The 19,319-nt window shown below is 69.2% G+C and carries 17 protein-coding genes; 10 read left to right on the forward strand and 7 right to left on the reverse strand.

Annotated features, from left to right (window positions below):
• Positions 1 to 4 precede the first annotated feature (4 nt).
• From guaA to WPS_RS06175, 3 genes are all read left to right on the forward strand, one after another.
• Complete coding sequence (gene guaA, locus WPS_RS06165) at positions 5 to 1,579, forward strand: glutamine-hydrolyzing GMP synthase (RefSeq protein WP_317996968.1); 1,575 nt, start codon at positions 5 to 7, stop codon at positions 1,577 to 1,579.
• Positions 1,580 to 1,777: 198 nt separating this feature from the next.
• Positions 1,778 to 2,563, forward strand: a complete 786-nt coding sequence (locus WPS_RS06170; protein ID WP_317996969.1) for a bacteriorhodopsin-like — start codon at positions 1,778 to 1,780, stop codon at positions 2,561 to 2,563.
• 6 nt (positions 2,564 to 2,569) lie between these two features.
• A complete protein-coding gene (locus WPS_RS06175) occupies positions 2,570 to 3,688 on the forward strand; it encodes a lycopene cyclase family protein (protein ID WP_317996970.1) in 1,119 nt (372 codons plus the stop codon).
• Here the strand turns inward: WPS_RS06175 and WPS_RS06180 are convergent.
• Both WPS_RS06180 and WPS_RS06185 read right to left on the reverse strand, forming a co-directional pair.
• A complete protein-coding gene (locus WPS_RS06180; protein ID WP_317996971.1) occupies positions 3,638 to 4,501 on the reverse strand; it encodes a Brp/Blh family beta-carotene 15,15'-dioxygenase in 864 nt (287 codons plus the stop codon). The genes WPS_RS06175 and WPS_RS06180 overlap by 51 nt on opposite strands.
• Positions 4,502 to 4,586: 85 nt before the next feature.
• Positions 4,587 to 6,128 carry an ABC transporter substrate-binding protein gene (locus WPS_RS06185; RefSeq protein ID WP_317996972.1) on the reverse strand — a complete coding sequence of 514 codons (1,542 nt, stop codon included), beginning with the start codon at positions 6,126 to 6,128 and terminating at the stop codon, positions 4,587 to 4,589.
• A gap of 124 nt (positions 6,129 to 6,252) precedes the next feature.
• Here WPS_RS06185 and WPS_RS06190 point away from each other — a divergent pair, with 124 nt between their 5' ends.
• Both WPS_RS06190 and purD read left to right on the forward strand, forming a co-directional pair.
• Complete coding sequence (locus tag WPS_RS06190; protein WP_317996973.1) at positions 6,253 to 7,194, forward strand: succinylglutamate desuccinylase/aspartoacylase family protein; 942 nt, start codon at positions 6,253 to 6,255, stop codon at positions 7,192 to 7,194.
• A gap of 51 nt (positions 7,195 to 7,245) precedes the next feature.
• Positions 7,246 to 8,523, forward strand: coding sequence for a phosphoribosylamine--glycine ligase (purD, locus tag WPS_RS06195; protein WP_317996974.1), 1,278 nt, complete (start codon positions 7,246 to 7,248; stop codon positions 8,521 to 8,523).
• A gap of 57 nt (positions 8,524 to 8,580) precedes the next feature.
• On the opposite strand, the gene WPS_RS06200 is transcribed toward purD, so the two are convergent.
• Positions 8,581 to 9,780: a hypothetical protein gene (locus WPS_RS06200; protein WP_317996975.1), complete on the reverse strand. Its 1,200-nt coding sequence runs from the start codon at positions 9,778 to 9,780 to the stop codon at positions 8,581 to 8,583.
• 95 nt (positions 9,781 to 9,875) lie between these two features.
• On the opposite strand from WPS_RS06200, the gene WPS_RS06205 reads away from it, so the two are divergent.
• Complete coding sequence (locus WPS_RS06205) at positions 9,876 to 10,550, forward strand: Bax inhibitor-1/YccA family protein (protein ID WP_317996976.1); 675 nt, start codon at positions 9,876 to 9,878, stop codon at positions 10,548 to 10,550.
• 53 nt (positions 10,551 to 10,603) lie between these two features.
• Positions 10,604 to 12,049: an amidophosphoribosyltransferase gene (gene purF, locus WPS_RS06210; RefSeq protein ID WP_317996977.1), complete on the forward strand. Its 1,446-nt coding sequence runs from the start codon at positions 10,604 to 10,606 to the stop codon at positions 12,047 to 12,049.
• On the opposite strand, the gene WPS_RS06215 is transcribed toward purF, so the two are convergent.
• The 3 genes from WPS_RS06215 to WPS_RS06225 are packed head-to-tail and all read right to left on the reverse strand — an operon-like array spanning position 12,039 to position 13,086.
• Positions 12,039 to 12,389, reverse strand: a complete 351-nt coding sequence (locus WPS_RS06215; RefSeq protein WP_317996978.1) for a muconolactone Delta-isomerase family protein — start codon at positions 12,387 to 12,389, stop codon at positions 12,039 to 12,041. The genes purF and WPS_RS06215 overlap by 11 nt on opposite strands.
• A complete protein-coding gene (locus WPS_RS06220; protein ID WP_317996979.1) occupies positions 12,386 to 12,832 on the reverse strand; it encodes an ester cyclase in 447 nt (148 codons plus the stop codon). The genes WPS_RS06215 and WPS_RS06220 overlap by 4 nt, the downstream gene beginning before the upstream one ends.
• Positions 12,829 to 13,086, reverse strand: a complete 258-nt coding sequence (locus WPS_RS06225) for an EthD family reductase (protein WP_317996980.1) — start codon at positions 13,084 to 13,086, stop codon at positions 12,829 to 12,831. The genes WPS_RS06220 and WPS_RS06225 overlap by 4 nt, the downstream gene beginning before the upstream one ends.
• 386 nt (positions 13,087 to 13,472) lie before the next feature.
• Between WPS_RS06225 and WPS_RS06230 the strand changes: the two genes are divergently transcribed.
• Positions 13,473 to 15,506: a hypothetical protein gene (locus WPS_RS06230; protein ID WP_317996981.1), complete on the forward strand. Its 2,034-nt coding sequence runs from the start codon at positions 13,473 to 13,475 to the stop codon at positions 15,504 to 15,506.
• Positions 15,507 to 15,516: 10 nt separating this feature from the next.
• On the opposite strand, the gene WPS_RS06235 is transcribed toward WPS_RS06230, so the two are convergent.
• Complete coding sequence (locus WPS_RS06235) at positions 15,517 to 17,061, reverse strand: leucyl aminopeptidase (RefSeq protein ID WP_317996982.1); 1,545 nt, start codon at positions 17,059 to 17,061, stop codon at positions 15,517 to 15,519.
• 87 nt (positions 17,062 to 17,148) lie between these two features.
• Between WPS_RS06235 and purM the strand changes: the two genes are divergently transcribed.
• Both purM and purN read left to right on the forward strand, forming a co-directional pair.
• Positions 17,149 to 18,186: a phosphoribosylformylglycinamidine cyclo-ligase gene (gene purM, locus WPS_RS06240; protein ID WP_317996983.1), complete on the forward strand. Its 1,038-nt coding sequence runs from the start codon at positions 17,149 to 17,151 to the stop codon at positions 18,184 to 18,186.
• An 8-nt stretch (positions 18,187 to 18,194) separates the two neighbouring features.
• Positions 18,195 to 19,319, forward strand: coding sequence for a phosphoribosylglycinamide formyltransferase (gene purN, locus WPS_RS06245; protein ID WP_317996984.1), 1,125 nt, complete (start codon positions 18,195 to 18,197; stop codon positions 19,317 to 19,319).

Below are 19,319 nucleotides of genomic sequence, written 5' to 3' on the forward strand. Positions count from 1 at the left end.
CGCGATGTCCACGTCCGTGCAGGCGCGTCCCGCTACCGTCGTCATCCTCGATTTTGGGTCGCAGGTCAGCCAGCTGATCGCGCGGCGCGCGCGCGAGGCCAACGTCTACTCCGAACTGCTTCCCTACGACGCGGCGTGGAGCGAGATCGTCAAGCGCGAACCGGCGGCGATCATCCTCAGCGGCGGACCCGAATCGACGCTGGGCGACGACGCGCTCGACTGCGATCCGCAGGTCTACGCCAGCGGTCTGCCGCTGCTCGGGATCTGCTACGGGATGCAGCTTCTCGCAAAGCACCTCGGCGGTACGCTGGTCCCGCTCGATCACCGCGAATTCGGCCCGGCGCAGCTCACCGTCGACCGCGCCGACTCGGCGCTCTTCTTGGGTGTGCCGCACGAATCGCGCGTGTGGATGTCGCACGGCGACTCGGTGACGCAGGTGCCCCCGGGATTCACCCCGCTGGCGCACACCGGGCGCTGCGCGATCGCCGCGATGGGCGACGACGCGCGCCGGACCTACGCGGTGCAGTTCCACCCCGAGGTCGTGCACACCGAAGCGGGCACGGCGATCCTCGAGAACTTTCTGCATACGATCGCCGGGATCGCGGCGTCGTGGCGGATGGATTCGTGGGTCGACGATGCGATCGCCAAAGTGCGCGCGCAGGTCGGCGACGCGAACGTGCTGTGCGCGCTCTCCGGCGGCGTCGACTCCGCCGTCGCCGCGACGCTCGTCGCGCGCGCGATCGGCAAGCAGCTCACCTGCATCTACGTCGATACCGGGCTGATGCGCAAAGATGAATCGGCCGGCGTGGTTGCGGCATTCCGCGACGTGCTGCACCTCAACGTCGTGCACGTCGACGCGAAGGCGCGCTTTCTCGCGCGGCTCGCCGGCGTCGAGGATCCCGAAGAGAAGCGCATCCGCATCGGCCACGAGTTCATCGCGATCTTCGAGGAAGAGTCCAAGAAGATTCCCGACGTGCGGTTTCTCGTGCAGGGGACGCTCTATCCCGACGTGATCGAGTCGAAGACGCCTGACTCGAAAGCCGGCCACAAGATCAAATCGCACCACAACGTCGGCGGCCTCCCCGAGCGGATGGCGCTCAATCTGGTCGAGCCGCTGCGCGCGCTCTTCAAAGACGAAGTCCGCGAAGCCGGCCGCGTTCTCGGTCTTCCGAATGCGATCGTCGAGCGGCAGCCGTTCCCGGGCCCCGGCCTTGCGGTGCGGATCATCGGCAAAGTCAACGACGCGACGCTCGCGACGGTGCGTGACGCCGACTTCATCGTGACGAGCGAGATCGATGCGGCGATCGCCGAAGGGAAGCTCTCGCCGCGGCCGTGGCAGTACTTCGCGGTGCTCACGCCGGTGCGCAGCGTCGGCGTCATGGGCGACGGACGCACCTACGCGAATCTCGTCGGCGTCCGCGCGATCACCAGCGAAGACGGGATGACCGCGGACTGGGCGCGCCTCCCGCACGACCTGCTCGAACGCATCTCGACCCGGATCATCAACGAAGTCCCCGGCGTGAACCGCGTCGCGTACGACATCACGTCGAAGCCGCCGGCGACCGTGGAGTGGGAGTGACGCGATGACGCTGCCGTGCAGGTGGCTCGAAGCCGCGCCGCTCTCCCGCATCACGTCGCAGTAAACGCGTTTCACGCGCCGACATTCGTCGCACCTGCGCTGCGAAACGCAGATGTACGGATGAATGCGTCCTCGCGGCGTCTATCGTGTGAGGGGATTACTTGCTGCGAAGCTGCGCCAACGCGCGTGGAGCGAACAATGTCTCAACTCACGGTCGGTCAGTACCAGTTCATCTACAACGCCTTCTCGTTTTCGATCGCGACGATGGGCGCTGCGACGGTATTCTTCTTCCTCGGCCGGGGGCAAGTGTCGAAGGGGTACCGGACGGCGATCACCGTGACCGGACTGGTCACGCTGATCGCCTTTTATCACTACCTCCGCATCTTCTCGAGTTGGGAAGCCGCGTATTCGGTCGTCAACGGCACGATCCGGGCAACGGGTGCCGCATTCAACGACGCCTATCGGTACGTCGATTGGCTTCTGACGGTGCCGCTGCTGCTGATCGAGCTCATCCTGGTGATGAAACTGTCGGGCGCCGAGACGACGGCGAAGGGAACGCGCCTGGGCGTGCTGGCTGCGATCATGGTCGCACTCGGCTATCCTGGTGAGATCGCCTCGTCGCTCGGAATGCGCTGGATCTTCTGGGTGTTGGCGATGATCCCGTTCCTCGCGATCGTCATCGAACTCTTCGTCGGGCTGCGTGCGTCGATCGACAAGCAGCCGCAGGAAGTTCGGGGGATGGTCAGCGCCGCGCGATGGATCACCGTCCTCTCGTGGTGCTTCTATCCGGTCGTGTACATCTTCCCGATGATCGGTTTCACCGGCGGCGCGGCGACGACCGCGGTGCAGGTCGGCTACACGGTGGCCGATATCGTCGCGAAGGTCGCCTTCGGCGTCTTCATCTACGTGATCGCGGTGAAGAAGTCGGCCGCGGAGATGCCCGAGGTGCCGCTCACCGTACCGCGGCTCGTCGACGTCAGCTAGAACGCCGTGCGCGCGGAGATCGCGATCTTGGGCGGCGGCTGCGCCGGCCTGAGCCTCGCACATGCGCTCGCGACCGCGGACTCCGCGCGTGCGGTGGTCGTCGTCGAACGGCGAACCCAGTACGACGAAGATCGAACCTGGTGCGGTTGGGCGATCGAACCGCATGCTTTCGCCTCGTGCGTGCGCCGGCGTTGGGACCGCTGGCGCGTCTCGACCGCGGAGGCGCAGCACGAGATCGCGGCCGGGACCATCGCCTACGAGTCGGTCGGTGCCGGTGCGTTCTATGCGACGGCGCTCGCGAGCGTCGATGCATCGCCTGCAGTGACGCTGCTCGCGGGTGCCGCGGTCGCGGACGTTGCGGAACTCGATGCGTGTTCGGTCGTCACGCTTAACGACGGCCGGCGTATCGAGGCGCAGTGGGTCATCGACACCCTCCCCCGGCGCCGCGAGCTGACCTACCCGTGGATGTGGCAGAGCTTCGTCGGCTTCGAACTCGAGGCGCCGGAGGCGGGTGCCGGCGACGTGCCGGACCTGATGGACTTTCGCGTTCCGCAAGCGGACGGCGTGACGTTCCTGTACGTGATCCCGTTCGCTCGCGATCGTGCGCTCTTCGAGCTCACCCGATTCGCACCGCAGCGCACTCCGAAACGCGAACTCGAGCGCGCCCTGCGCGTCGAGCTTGCGCTGCGGTTCCCGCGCGGCTATCGCATCGTCCGGCGCGAGCACGCCGATCTGCCGATGTCGCCCGCCGATCGCCGCGTCGCCGGCCGCCGCATCCCCGCCGGGATCGCCGGCGGCGCGATGCGGCCGGCGACGGGTTTCGCCTTTCACGCGATTCAGCGCTGGGCGTCACGCTGCGCTGCCGATCTCGTCGCGGGCCGGTCGCCGCACGCGGCCGCGATGCATCCGGGACTGCTCTGGATGGACCGCGTGTTCATGTCGGTCGTCCGCGACGATCCGCAGCATGCCCCGGAACTCTATGCGCGGCTGTTCGCTCGGACGTCGCCCGACGCGCTCGTGCGTTTCCTCGCGGGTGCGCCGCGCGTCTCCGACGTCGCCGACGTGGCGGGTGCGCTACCGATCGGCCGATTCACTCGCGCCGCCGCGCGTTCGATCGTCGCTTGAACGAGCGCGGCGTTCCGCGTACCAGACCGCGGCTTGATGCGGGACCGTCACGCCCAGCGTCAGCGCGACAAGCACGCGCCGCCGTTCGGCCGGACGCGCCAGCGCGAAGGCCAGCCCCGCGAACGCCGCCGCGAGCGCGGTGTTGCCGGCGGACTCGGCGGCGAACTGCATCGACCTCCGGCCAAACGATCCGCCCTGTTCGGCACGCGCCGTGACGATCGCCAGATGGCGGGGTGCATGCCACAGCCCGAAGTAGGCAGCAAAACCGAGCGGAGCGGGTACTGCCGCCAGCACGCCGGCGGGGACGAGCAGATCCGCCGCTCCAGCGACGTCTCCGCGCGCGATGCGCTCGAGCACGGCCGCGGCGGCCAGCGTGCACATCACGGTTCGCCGGCCCGTATCGGGACCGCAGAGCGGGATCGCGCCGCGCAGCGCTCCGTCGAGAAGCGACCGTGCCCGAGCACTCGCCGTGCGGGCGAACGAGGCGTCCCCGCTGCCGAAGTGATACCACGAGAGCAGCGAGAGGGCGCGCGATGCGGTCGCGGGTGCGCGCCATGCTGCCGCTGCGACGCCGATCGTCGCCGCGCCGTACGCCGCGGAGATTGCGGCGAGCCCGCCCGGGAAGCGCGGCAGCAGCCGCGCGAGGATCCGGTCGTCGCTCGCTCCGTGCGCGATGCCGATCGTGCCGATCGCGAATCCCGCGAGCGCGCGCGCCGCCGCGGGCGAGACGCGCGCGAGCAGGGCGGCCGCCGGCAGCATGATCCACGTGGCGGTGCGCGTTCCGCGCACGATCGCGCGAGCGTCATCGGTCATCGGTCGTCGGTCATCGGTCGTCGGTCATCGACACATCCCTCCCTTCCGTAGACGCCGAGAAACCCGCAGCCGCGTCGGGGCGCCGTCAGCGCGTGTCGACCTCCATCATGTCGTCGAACGGCGTGAGGACCGGCGGATGGAAGCCCGTCACGCGCGGATTCCATGCGTACCCGCCCTTCCAGACGTACAGGTTCACGGTCGGCACGATCGCGTCGATTCGTGCTTCCGCGGCGCGGAACGCGCTCCGCCGCGCGCCATCGTCGTAACTGCTCTCGACCCGGTCGAGGATCGCGTCGAGCCTCGGATCGCACAGCCGCATCCCGTTCATCCCGTGCGGCGGGATCGTGCTGCAGCCGTACGTCAGCGCAACGTCCGATGCGGCCATCAGCGTGCGTGGGTAGATGCTGAATTCGAAGCGGCCGCCGTAGAGGATCCCACCGGCGCTCGCCGGCGCGCGGAACGTGCTCGGCGCGAACTTGCGCGTGTCGAGCGCGATCCCCACCGCGCGCAGGTTGTCGCGCACGAACTCAACGGTCTGATCGAGCTCCGAGGTGGAAGCCGGATAGACCGCGGCGAGCACGAGGCGTGTGCCGTGGCGCGCGCGCACGCCGTCGGAACCGGCGCGCCAGCCGGCCGCATCGAGCAGCGCGCGCGCCTGCGCCGGATCGTAGGGCGTCACGGGCTCGTTCACGCGCGGCGGATCGAGCGGGATCACCGGCCCATCGTGCAGCGTTCCGCTGCCGTGCATCACCGACGCGATCAGCTTGCGGCGGTCGATCGCGTACGCGACCGCGCGGCGCACGCGCACGTCGCCGACCAGCGGACGGGTGAACACGAAGTCGAGGTGCGTCGCGCGGTAATTCGGCGTCACCTCCACGTGGAGCGCGGGGACGCTCTGCATTCGCCGCGTGAAAGACGGCGACATCAGCGGCCACAGATCGACCTCGCCGCTCTGTAATTGCGTCGCAAGCGTGTCCTGCGACGCGATCAGCGGGATCGTGATCCGTTCGAGCTTCGGCGCGCCGCGCCAGTAGTAGGGGTTGCGCTCGAGTTCGATCGCGTCGCCGTGTCTCCACGCGACGACGCGGAACGGCCCGATGCCGACCGGCTTGCGGTTGTAATCTGCCGTGTTGATGTCGGAGAGGGTGCCGAGCAGATGCTTCGGCAGGATGCACGGCTCGTTCGCCGCGGTGCCGAAATAGAGCGGGAGAAAATCACCGTTGGGCTTGCTCAGGTGGAACGCGACCGTGTACGGATCGCGGATCTCGACCCGCCGGATCAGATCCCAGCCCAGCGTCCCCTGCGCTTCGTTGTTGCGCGGATCGTTGATCGCGCGCACGGTGAACGCGACGTCGTCGGCGGTGAACGGCGCGCCGTCCGACCACCGGACGCCGCGGCGCAAGTGCCACAGGATCGTCTTGCCGTCGGCGCTGATCCCGCCGTTCACGCGCGTGGGGATCTGGGTGATCAGTTCCGGGACGGGCTTCCCGTTGCCGTCGTAGCGCGCGAAATACGCCTGCGTCAATTCGGCGACGTAATCGGTGATCGGCGAGGGGTCGAGGTGAATGTTGAGGCTGCTGGGGTCGCCGACCCCGACCCCGATCCGCAGCGTGTGCGGTGCCCGCACAGGGCCCCCGCCGCCCGCGGTGCAGCCGGCAACCGTCCACCCGATCGCCGCCGCGATCGCCCATCGCACGATCCGCCTCACAAGCGGGAAGGTTAACTGTAAACTGTTTACAATCCTAGCAATCATGCTTGCCGATGCGATCATCAGCCATGTCCGCTGGGAGACCTTCTACGTCCCGGCCACCCTCGCGACGGGGACAATCCCCGTGCGGCACGGGATCGTCGGTTCCGGCGGTCCGGTCGCGCTGCTCGCCGCCAGCCAGCACGGCGACGAAGGCCCCTGGGGGACGCGTGCGATCCGCAAGCTGCTCGAATCGACCCCGCTCTCCGAACTGACGGGAACGCTGCGCCTGCTCCCCGTTGCCAACCCGATGGCGATGGAAGAGAACTCGCGCACCTCGCACATCGACGGCGAGGACGTCAACATGTCGTTTCCGGGCGATCCGGACGGCAAGCACACCGACCGGCTCGCCTACGCGATCGCGAAGAACGTCCTCGACAATCCGATCGACATCGTGATCGACATCCACGGCGGCGGAAGCTGGTGCCAGAACTGTTTCGTCTACCGCTACGCCGGCGGCGAAACGCTGGCGGCCGCGATCGGCGGCCCGTTCGTGCGCACCGGGCACGAACGCGGCGACACCAGCCTGTGCGGCTACGCGATGGCGCGCGGCGCGCAGGCGGTGTGGATCGAGATGGGCGGTGCCGGCGCGCGCGAGGAAGAGTGGGCGCAACGGATCGCCACCGGGATGCGCCGCGCGCTCGGCAAGCTCGGCGTGATGACGCCCGCGAACCTGCCTGAACCGGAGCCGGCGCGCGAGAGCGGTGCATCGCACTCGATCCGCACCTCGATGCCCGGCTTGTATCTTCCGGTGCTGCGCGAAGACGGCGTCGGCGCGGTGATCCCCAAGGGCACCGAGATCGGGCACCTGCTCGATCCGGTGACGAACGACGTGATCGAAACGTACACTGCGCCGTTCGATCAGACGGTCTGTCTGCTGCTGCGTCCGACGCTCGCGGTGATGGAGGGCGGCGAGATGGTCGCCGTCCTCTCGACGCTCGTGTAGCGCCGCCGCGGCAGGATTCCGCGCCGGGTCGGCGCACGACGGGCACCCGGTATGAGAATCCTCGTCGTCGGCGGCGGCGCCCGCGAAGATGCGTTGTCGTGGCGGCTTGCCGCGTCGCCCTCGTGCGACGCGCTTTTCCACGCGCCGGGCAACGCCGGCACCGCGAGCCGCGGTGAAAACTGGAGCGACGTCGCCGCGACCGACGCGCGCACGCTCGTGCGCCGCGCACAAGAGGCGCGGATCGACCTCGTCGTGCTGGGACCGGAGACGGCGATCGCCGCTGGTGTCGGCGACAAACTGCGCGATGCGGGGATCGCGGTGTTCGGACCCAATCGCGGCGGCGGGCGCCTTGAAACGAGCAAGGTCTTCGCGAAGCGCTTCATGGAGCGCCACGGCATCCCGAGTGCGCGCTTTCGCGTCGTGCACAATCTCGATCAAGCGCGGCGCGCACTCGAGGCGTGGAGCGGCGCCGCGGTGGTGAAAGCCGACGGACTGGCCGCCGGCAAAGGCGTCGTCGTGTGCGATGGTGCGGCCGACGCGCTGACGGTGCTCACCGGCTGGTATACCGGGAACGCGATCCCCGGCGGCGGTCAGGACGTCGTGATCGAACAGCGGCTCGCGGGCCGAGAAGTCAGCGTGTTCGCGATCGCCGACGGGCGCGCGATGGTTCCGATCGCCGCGGCATGCGATTACAAACGCGCCGGCGACGACGACAAGGGGCCCAATACCGGCGGGATGGGCGCGTATTCGCCGCCGGCGCTCTTCGGCGACGACCTGCTCGACGTCGTGCGGGAACGCGTCGTCGCGCCGGCGTTGCGCGGGCTGCTCGCCGAGGGCGAAGAGTACCGCGGCGTGCTCTACTGCGGGCTGATGATGACCGACGACGGCCCCTACGTAATCGAGTTCAATGCCCGGTTTGGCGATCCCGAGACGCAAGTGCTCGTGCCGCGCGTCAACGGCGACTTCGCACGTTATCTGAAATCCGCCGCCGACGGCGCGCTCGAGATCGACGCCGCGACGTGGTCGGACGACGCGTGCGTCGGCGTCGTGCTGGCGACGTCGCGCTATCCGTACGAGAACACGCCGGTGCGCGGCCTTCCCGCCGAACTCGGTCTGGCAGGCGACGTCGTTGCATTCTGGGGGACGTCGTCGCGCGAGGACGACGGCACGGTGACGTCGCCGGGCGGCCGCGTCCTCACGGTTGCCGCGCGCGGCGCGAACGTCGGCGTCGCGCGCGCGCACGCGTATGCCGCAATCGACGGTCTGAAGGCGCGGTTTCCGAGCGGGACGCCGCTCGCGTACCGCTCCGACATCGCGCGCCTGCCGTAAGACGCGCCCGCCTGCGTGCCCGATTTTCGGGCGCGCTTCGACGAGCTCGTGACGACGTTACGTGCCGGTTCGGACGAAGGTGTTCCAGTACCAGACACCCCATGCGCCGACGAGCGCGGACCACACGATGAGCGCGATCCCCCAGCGCGGGAGTTTTTCGCGTACGCCCAGCGCCATCAAGGCGAACAGGAACGGCAGGAAATCCAGCGCGTGGCGCATCCCGAACTGCACCCAGCCGTTGAGATAGTAAAGGAACTCGGGCGCGGCGACGAGGGCCGTCGTGATCCACAGCGCGACGACGAGCCGGCGCGGCTCCTTCGCGAGAAACGCGAGCACGAGCGCGGGGCTGGTGAAGGTGAGCGCGATCCCGTTCGTGTCGGGCTTGACGTAGGGCCACTGCGCTTTCTGTAGCCACTCGACCAGCACAGGTGCGCGGAAGAAGAACGAGTAGATCTGATACGGCACGTATCCGAGCTGAAACGGCGAGCCTTCCGGCGAGCCCCAGCTGTCCTGGTGATAGTAGACGGTGTGGCCGATGTCGAGCACCGTCCCCCACATCAGTTCGTCGTAGCCGACGAAGACCGCCGCCGCTGCGACGAGCACGATCGCAAACCCGCGCACGTGCGCGATGCGCGTTTCGCGCGTCGGCGTCATGCCGCCCAGCGCGCCGGTCCACAGCGCCCACGCGAAGAACGGAAACGCGGCGACCTCGACGAACCGCGCGCCGGCCGCGAGCACCGCACACAGCGCGACGATCCAGCCGCGCGATTTCCCGCTCAGCTCGACCATTGCGCCGAAGACGAACGCCATCGCGACGAGATGCGCGAGGAACCACACGTCGCCGAGCTGCGCGCACCACCACACATCGGTGCCGGCGGCCAGGAAGAGCGCCAGGAAGAACAGCGTCGTGCGGTCCTTGACGCCGAGCCGCTCCGCCAGCACCCAGGCGAGCCCCGTCGCTGCCGCGGCGAACGCGATCGCGACCAGCGTCTGGTTCGCGGCGTTCCCCCAGATCGCGACGAACGGAAGCATGAAGAGCGCCGGCACCGGCCCGTCGACGCCGTAGTAGTGGCCCTGATACTGGACCGCGTCCATCCAACGCCCCGGCCAGTCGATCCACATCCGGCCGTGCAGCCACGCATACGCGACCCGCACGTAGTTGTTCTGGTGGGTGGAGCGCAGGTGCGAACTGACCAGGATGACGAGAAAGGCAACCGCGGCGGCAACGGCTGCACCCGGGATGCGCCGCAGAGCCACCGCCGCTGCCCGAGTTCGAGACGCGGCGACCATCGTTGGGGCGTCGGTTCTGCCGCCCGAAACCCGAACCCCGCCGGACCGGTAGAGAGGAACGCATGTACCAGTCACGTTCTCAGCAGCCTCGCGGCGCGTACGGTTACGGGCCGCCGGCGGTCAGCACGCCCGCGCTCCTCGGCCAAGTCCTCGGGATCACCGGGGTCGGCTTCCTGCTCACGGCGCTGGCCGCGTACCTCTTCGCGGGGATCTCGCCGGGGCTCGGCTTCGCCGCGTTCATCGGCGCGTTCGTCCTGCTTTTCGTGATGTCGGCGGTGCGCGGCAATCCGCGCACCGCGCTGCTCGTCTTCTACGCCTTCGCGTTCCTCGAGGGGATCGGGCTCGCGCCGACGATCGCACGCTACGTCAGCCTCATCGGCCCCGGACAGGTCGCCGAGGCCGCCGCGACCACCGGCTTCGGGATGCTGGTGCTGGGCGGCGTCGCGTTCGTGTTCTCGATCGACTGGCGGCGTTTCTCCGGGCTCGCGTTCGGGTTGCTGATCGCGCTCCTGATCGTCGGCGTGATTTCGGCGTTTACGCACTTCCTGCACCCGGGCGTCTACGCGTGGCTGACGCTGGGGGTGTTCACGCTGATCACGCTGGTCGACTTCAGTCGCATCCGCGCCGGCGGCGACGGCGCGACGCCGGTCGAATTGGCGGTCTCGATCTACCTCGACGCGATCAACATCTTCATCGCGCTCCTCCAGCTCTTCGGCTTGCGCTCGCGCGACGACTGAGCGAACTCGCGCCGAAACCGGGATGATCGCACCCGGTTCGTGAACCGTGCACCATGGCGCGAGCCTACGACGAGCAAGCGGAACAGCCGGCCGGTGACGTCCTGCACGAAGCGTGCGGAATCGCCGGCGTCTACGCGCCGGGCGATGACGTCGCCCGGCTCGTCTATTTCGGCCTGTACGCCTTGCAGCACCGCGGCCAGGAGAGCGCCGGGATCGCGGTCGGCGACGGCCGCGCGATCGACAGCCATCGCGAGATGGGGCTCATCACGGGCGTCTTCGACGAGGAGATCCTCGGCCGGCTGCGCGGCGACGTCGCGATCGGGCACACGCGCTACTCGACCACCGGCAGTTCGATCGTCGTCAACGCGCAGCCGTTCATCGAAGAGTCCGATCTGGGCACGTTCGCGTTCGGGCACAACGGCAACCTGACCAACGCCGACGACATCGCGGCGATGCTCCCCGACGACGTGCGCCTCACCGCAACCTCCGACTCGGAGATTCTCGCGAAGTTCATCGCGCGCGCACCGGGCGCGACGTGGGTGGAGAAGATCAAGGCTGCGATGCGCGTCGCCGAAGGCGCGTACTCCGTCGTGATGTGCACGCGCGACACCGTCTTCGGGTTCCGCGATCCGTGGGGCGTGCGGCCGCTCTGCATCGGGACTTACGGCGATTCGGGGTACATGATCGCCTCGGAGTCGTGCGCGCTCGCGACCGTCGGCGCACACTATCTGCGCGAGATCGCCGCGGGCGAAGTCGTCGCGATCCACGCGCGCGGGATTCGCACCGAGCATACCGAGGTGGTGAAACCGCCGTCGCTGTGCATGTTCGAGTACATCTACTTCGCGCGGCCCGACTCGGTGCTCAGCGGACGGTCGATCTACATGGCGCGTTACGAGATGGGCCGAGCGCTCGCGCGCCAGCATCCCGCCGACGCCGACGTCGTGATGGCGATCCCCGACAGCGCGATCCCCGGCGGAATCGGCTACGCCGCCGAGAGCGGTCTGCCGTACGTCGAAGGGCTCATCAAGAACCGCTACATCGGGCGCACGTTCATCTCGCCCGATCAGAAGATGCGCAGTCAAGGCGTGCGTCTGAAATTCAATCCGGTCGTCGAGAACTTGCGCGGACAGCGCGTCGTCGTCGTCGACGACTCGATCGTGCGCGGCACGACGACGCCGCGCATCGTCTCGCTGCTGCGCGACGTCGGCGTGCGCGAAGTGCACCTGCGCATCACCTCGCCGCCGATCGTCCACCCGTGCTACCTCGGCGTCGACATGGCGTCGTACGCGGAACTGATCGCCGCCAACCTGAGCGTCGAGCAGATCTGCGAGAACGTCGGCGCGGATTCGCTCGGCTACTTGAGCATCGAGAATCTGGTGGCGTCGACGGGGCGCGAGCGTCGCGATTTCTGCCTAGGATGCCTGAACGGGCGCTATCCGAGCGTCCCGGCGGTCTCGCACGGCGTCCAAGCCGATATGCAGCCCGCCCTCAAGGGCTGATCGCAGACGGGTTCGATCCCGCCGGCCACCACGCCGGCGGCGCGATCGCGCGCTGCGCGAAGTAGTCGGCGAGTTCGGGCAGCGGCTGCAGCGTGGCGAGCGACCAGTCGAGAATGCCGCACTCCACGAGCGGCAGCGTCGCCAGCGCTGCGCGCGCGGCGGCGGCGTCGGCCGCATCGACGATGACGTACGCCGTCGCGGCGCCGGCGTCGAAGTAGATCTCGCGCATGCTGCCGTCTCCGAGCAGACGCGACACCTGTTCGGCCTCCGCGGCGTAGTGCTGCGGGATCTCGGCGATGCGCTCGGGCGCGCGGATGATCGAGGTCGCGAGGAATCTCATCCGAACGCTCCCGTCTGGGCGAGAAAGCCGAAGAAGTCCTCGATGTGCCACGACTCGGCGATGCGTCCGTCCGGGGCGATGCGGTGGATGTCGCAGGTGCGCAGGACGATCGGTTTCCCGGTCGCGGCGACGCCGAGGAACGGGCCGCGATGCGTCGCGCGCATCGTGCAGCGCACGACGACGCGGTCGCCGGCGGCGAAGGTGTCCTCGATCGTCACTTCGCAGTCCGCGAAGGCCTCGCGAAACATTTGCAGTGCCGGCAGATATCCGGGCAGCCCGGGCGGTGCGCCGGGCGCGGTCGGAACGACGTTCCAGTCGTCGCTCACCGCGCGTTCGATCGTGCCGTCCCCGCCGGCTTCGAAGGCGGCGTAGAACGGCAGGGCGCGGTCGACAAGTGCCTCGGCGGCGGGATCGGTCGACGGCGTGCGGTGCGCGATGATCATGCCGCCTCTCCGGCCAGGGCCACGCGTTCTTCAACCGCGTCCGCGAACGCGGCGTCGTCGGCGTACCAGACCTCGGCGATGCCGGAGACCTCGGCGTCGGGGTGCCCGACCTCCGCGAGCACCGCGTTTTGCTTGTAGCGCAGCAGCCCCGGCATCCGCGCGACGATCGGCGCGTGATGCTCGAGGTAGATGTGCCGGAATTCCTCGGGACTGACGTCGGCACGCCGGACGACGGTGATGATCCGTTTGGTCACGATGCGTTCTCCTTCACGAGCGATGCGAGTAGCGGACGAGAGACCGTTTACGCCGTCGGGCGGGCAGGATCGTACCCGTGCGATCCGCAGCAGAACGCCGTGACGCCGCCCGAGTTCGGGATCGCAAACGCCTTTCCGGTGCGTTCGCGGCGCACGTTGTCCCACTTGCGCGGGCAGCGTGAGCCACGGCGGAAACGGCTCGCCCCCATGCAGAGAGCAGCGAGGGCATGCGCAGCTTTTCATGAGCGAGCTCGGGTGCGAACGGAATCGTCCCCTCCCAGCGTCCCGCGGTCGAACCGCCGAACTGTTTCGGCGGCGTTCGCATCCTGCTGACGAGCCGCGTCGTCCCGAACGTCGCCGGCGTCGCGGCCCAGTCGGTCGCCGGATTGGATGCACCCGCGGCCGCGGCGCTGTTCCGGCGCAGCGCGTCGCGTCAGCGAGTGCGTCTTCTCGACGATGCAGAGAGCGATGCCCTGATCGTCGAAATATGCGCGCGTCTGCGCGGGAATCCGCTCGCGATCGAGGTTGCGGCGGCCCGGCTGGACGTCACGTCGCTGCGAGCGTTGGCGCGTGCGCTCGAGAGCAGCGCGCTCTTCACCGCGCGCGGACGCCGCGAGGAGCGTCAAGGTTCGGCGGCGGCGTCGGTGGCATGGAGCTGCGCCGGCCTCGATACGCGCGGCAACGCCGCGCTCGAAAGTTTGGGGGCGTTCGCATCGTCGGCGTCGGTTGACGCGTTCGCCGCCGTCCTCGGGACGGAGAAGCCGGACGCGCTCGACGCGGCGGGCGTGCTGCGCGATCATCATCTCGCCGAGCGCGCGGGCGACGCGGACGGCGATCGTATCCGTCTCTTCGACGTCGTGCGAGAGGTCATCGCCGACGATCCGGCGCGTGCCGGATCGCGGGAAGTGCGCGCGCGGCGCCACTGGAACTATTATCTCGACCTCGCCAAACGCATCGACCGCCGGTCTTCCGCCGAGGATGAAGCCGAACTCGACGGCGTCGCGCGCACGGAGATCGATGAGTTTCGCCGAGCGCTCGAACGTGCCGAACGCCGCAGCGACGCCGATGGCGTCCTGCGTTTGGCGGCGCGGTTGCGCTACGTGTGGCAGTCATCCTCGACACCGGATGAGGCGTGCGGCTGGATCGAGCGCAGTCTGCCCGTCGCCGCAGACGGCGGCGTCGTCGAGGCCGAAGCCCTGCTGGTGCTCGCCGCGGCGGCGACGAACCGCAGTGAACCCGAGCGCGCCGCCGCATACCTCGATCGCGCGTTCGCGTGTGAGATCGCTGAACCGCGTACCCTCGCGCTGCTGCACCACGAACGGGTGCGGCTCAGTTCGCACACGGGGGACGTCGCGCTGTGCGAGCGCAGCGTCGCGGATGCCGAACGCTGCTCACGGCTCGCCGGCAGCGATCACCTTACCGCCAACGCCGCGGTGGCCCGCGGTGTGTTCCTTGCCCGTCTGCGCGACGATCGGCGCGGCGCGATCGCAGAGTTTCGCCGCGGTCTGCTGCTGCACCGGCGGACGCGCTGCTGCATCCGCGGCGCGATCCTGGCACTCGTGAATCTCGGCGCCGCCTATCGCGAGGGCGACCGGTGTGCGCTCGCGCTGCACCATCTCGACGAGGCGTGCGATCTGGCCGCCGGCCTCGGCATCCGCTATCTGCGCGGCCTTGCGCGAATCTATCGCGGACAGACGCACACGCGACCGGGGACGTACGTGCGGCCGTACGCGATCGCGCCGCCGGCGCGGCCGACGCGTGCGCAACCAGACCGCCTTCCTGTTTCGCGACGGTATCGTGAGCGCGACCGACGCGCTGCTCGCGCTGGGCAACGCGGCGGCGGCGGCGACGGCTCTGGGCGTGTTTGCAGCCGACGCCGACGATCCCGAATCGCTCCGCGAAGACGAGCGCCGGCTTCGCATCACCGCAGCGCTCGGCGCCGACGGGTTCGACGCCGCGTACGACCGCGGATTCTTTTTCAGCCCGTTGCAGCGGCTGGCGTTCCTCGACGAACTCGCTCGCGACTGACCCTGCGGTCGGAAAGGGACCAGGCCGTGCCGGAGAGTCGGAACCCCGACAAAAGTCGCGGCGTCCGACTGGCATGGAATACGCACTCGCGCTCATCCCCGCCCTCATCGGCGCCGGCTTCGTCGCGACCCGCATCGCCTCGCGCGACCGCTAGCGGGCGCGCGCGAACTCGGCGGGCTCCGGCGGATCGGGTTCCGTCACGGGGGCTCGCGGCTCACCTTCGGGATCGTTGGGCTCCGGAACGACGGGGGCGGATTCAGGATGCATGCTGCACACCGTACCCGTCCTTCGCAGTCACGCTGAGCTTGTCGAAGCGTCGCGCCGATCGCGTCCGCCGGCCGCCGCCGCGCAACCGCCGCGATGGCGGCTGCGCTTCGACAGGCTCAGCGTGAAACGACAGGCTTAGCGCGACGTTGCGGTTTCTTTTGCGGTGACGCCGTTGGCGGTGACGCCGTTCGTCGAGAAGCCGTGCTTGGCGAGATCTTCGACGATGGTGACGAACGCGCGGACCGGCGTTCCCGTCGGGCCCTTCGCCGAATACGGCGACTCGCTGTCCAGATAGGCGGTGCCGGCGACGTCGAGGTGGATCCACGGGACGTCGTCGGCGAACGCCTTGAGAAATGCGCCGGCCGTCTCCGCGCCGCCGGCGCGGCCGCCGGTGTTCTTCAGGTCGGCGATCTCGCTCTTGATCTGCGTGTCGAAGTCCGGATAGAGCGGGAGCTGCCAGTAGCGCTCGCCGCAGTCTTCGACGACGCGCAGGAAGCGCTCGACGAACGCCTTGTCGTTCGTCATCGTTCCGCTCGCCGCATGACCGAGCGCGACGACGCATGCGCCGGTGAGCGTGGCGGCGTCGATGATCTTGGTCGCGCCGAGCTCTCGCGCGTAGCAGAGCGCGTCGGCGAGGATGAGCCGCCCTTCGGCGTCGGTGTTGATGACTTCGATCGTCTTGCCGTTCATCGCGCGCAGGATGTCGCCCGGCTTCATCGCGCGCGGTCCGGGCAGGTTCTCCGACGACGGCACGAGACCGATCACGTTGAGCTTCGGACGGAGTTTCCCGATCGCCCACATCGCCGCGATCACGCCGGCACCGCCGGACATGTCGTACTTCATCTCGTGCATGTTCTCGGCCGGCTTGATCGAGATGCCGCCGGAATCGAACGTCAGCCCTTTGCCGACCAGCGCGAGGATCTCGTTCGACGACGGATCGCCTTTGTAGGTCATCACGCTGAGCGTCGCCGGTTCGTCGGAACCGCGCGAGACGCCGAGCAGCGAGCCCATCCCCTTCGCGCGCATGCGGTCTTCGTCGAGTACGTCGATCTCGAGGCCGGCGTCGGCCGCGAGTTCCTTCGCGCGGTTGGCGAGGTGGGTCGGCGTCATGTCGTTGGCCGGCGTGAGCGCGAGCGTACGCGCCGTGTTCACCGCGTGGCCGATCGTCCCGCCGCGCAGCGCGCCCGCTTCGAGTGCGGAGCGATCGTAAGAACCGGCGACGATCGTGACCGCCTCTGTGAGAACGGGACGGTCGGCTTCGCTGCGGTACAGCGTCGTGTCGATCAGCCCGGCGTGCGCACCCTCAGCGACGAACGACGCCGCGAGCGCCGCATCGACGCCGCCCGGCAGCGCGATCGCGATCTGCCGGACGCCGCGCTTGCCGAGGTACCGCACCGCGGTCCCCGCGTACTTCGCCAGACCGCTGGCGGTGAATTTCGCGCGGTCGCCGAGGCCGACGACCAGCACGCGCCCGAACGGCGTGCCTTTCGCGTGCAGCAGCGACGTCTCGTTCGCTTTGCCGGCGATCTCGCCGTTTGCGATCACCTCGGCGATCGCGCCGTCGAGGGCGCGGTCGACGTCGGCCGCGGCGCCGTCGAGCGCGTCGCCGGTGAAGACCGGTACGACGAGCGCGCCGGTCGCGATCGACGCCGCAGCTTCGGTCGAGACGTGAACCTGCATGGAGTTCCTCCGGGTGGACAGAAACGGTCGGGCGACCGTGATGGACAACCTGTTTGCGTTTACGCGCGCCGTCGGCGCCGCCCTCCGATGACCACGAATTCTTCCGGAGACGACGCCTACGCCCGCGCCGGCGTGAACATCGATGCCGGCAACCTGGCCGTGCAGAAATACCGGGACGTGACGTCGGGTTGGACGCACCCCGACCAGCTCGGTTCCCTCGGAAACTTCAGCGGTCTTTTCCGCCTGCCGGGCGATGCGACACGGGCCTTGGTCGGTTCGGCCGACGGGGTGGGAACGAAGATTCTGATCGCGGCGGCGGTGAAACGCTACGACACCGTCGGTGCCGACCTCGTCAACCACTGCGTGAACGACATCCTCGTCACCGGCGCCGAGCCGCTGTTCTTCCTCGACTATCTGGCGGTCGGCAAGCTCGACCCGCACGTCGCGAGCCTCATCGTCGCCGGCGTGCATCGCGCGTGCCGCGAGAATCATTGCGCGCTGCTCGGCGGCGAGACGGCGGAGATGCCGGGCGTCTACCGTCCCGATCACTTCGATTTGGCCGGCACGATCGTGGGGATGGTTGAGCTCGCGGCGATCCCCGATCCGAACCGCGTGCAGCCGGGCGACGCGATCGTCGGCCTGCCGGCGGTGGGTCTGCACACCAACGGATACACGCTGGCGCGTGCGCTGATCCCCGAGGACGAGTACGGCGCGCCGTTCGGCATGGGGACGTTCGCCGACGCGCTGCTCGCGCCGCATCCCTCGTATCTGCAGCAGGTGCGCGCGATGCGCGCCGTCGCCGACGTGAAATCGATGGCGCACATCACCGGCGGCGGCCTGCTCGAGAACGTGCCGCGCACGCTCCCCGATCACGCCGCGGCGGTCTTCGAACAAACGCGCTGGGACGTGCCGCCGATCATGGCGGAACTGGTGCGGCGCGGGAATCTGCAGCACGAGGAATGCTATCGCACGCTCAACATGGGCGTCGGCTACACGCTCGTCATTCCGATCACCGACGTCGACGCTGCGCTTGCGGCGGCGCCGGGCGCTCGCGTCATCGGTTTCGTGCAGCCGCGACGCGACGGCGAGCCGCGCGTCGTCGTGCACCCCGCACGCACCGCGTAGCGCGACGCGTGCCGCACAACCTGCTTGCCGCGCTCGACGACGAGCGCTACGGCGCGGCCGGGCTCGCGCGCGCGCACGACGCCGCGGTGCGCGCCGGGTACACGCTGCAGCGCGTCGACGGGCCCGACGACCTGCTCGCCGCGTGGATCGATCTGCAGTGGCCGGGGTCGTGGTGGTCGTCGGAGGCACGCGCCGGCAGCGCGTGGGTCGCGCACCGCGACGGTGCGATCGCGGGGTTCGCGGCCTTCGGTGCGCGCGGGCTGCGCTTTCCGTGGCTGCGGCGGTGGCACGATCGCACGGACGTCGGCATCTTCGGGCCCTACGGCGTCGGCGCGGCGGATCGCGGACGCGGTGCCGGCGAGCCGCTGCTGACGGCCGCCTTGTGCGGTCTGCGCGAAGCGGGCTTCGCGTTCGCGCTCATCCCCGCGGTCGACGGGGCGCCGCTCATCGATCTCTACACGATGCGCACCGCTGCGGCGGTCGTCGACACCTACGCCTACGACGACGGACGCAGGCGCCGTGCGACGATCCTGGCCTCGGGCGCCGGGACGAACGCGCGCAACGTGATGGAGCGCGTGCGTGCAGGCACGCTGCCCCTCGAACTCGCGGCGCTGGTCAGCGATCGTCCCGGAGCCGGCGCGCTCGACGCGGCGCGCGAACGCGACATCCCGGCGATCGCGCTCGCATGGGACCGGGAGACGGAGACGCGGGCCGCCTTCGACGCGCGCATCATCGAGGCGGTGGCCGCGACCCGGCCCGAACTCGTGCTGCTCTTGGGCTGGATGCATCTGCTGCCGGCGGCGTTCCTCGAGCGCTTCCCCGAGACGATCAACCTGCATCCGTCGTTTCTGCCGCTCGATCCCGCGGCCGACGAGGTCCTCGCGCCCGACGGCACGACGATCCCCGCGCTGCGCGGCGCGCATGCGCTGCGCGATGCGCTGCGCGCCGGCGTCGCATGGACCGGCGCGACCGTGCACTACGTGACCACGGCGACCGATCGCGGGAGCGTGCTCGTGCGCATCCCGCTCGCGGTGGGTACGGTGACCTCGGAGACGGAGCTGCGCGAACGCGTACGCCCGGTTGAGTTTGCAGCGGTCGCCGGAGCGATCCGCCGCTGGAGTTTCGAACGCTGA

The sequence above is a fragment of the Vulcanimicrobium alpinum genome (assembly GCF_027923555.1).
In the GTDB taxonomy this organism is placed as follows: Bacteria; Vulcanimicrobiota; Vulcanimicrobiia; order Vulcanimicrobiales; family Vulcanimicrobiaceae; genus Vulcanimicrobium; species Vulcanimicrobium alpinum.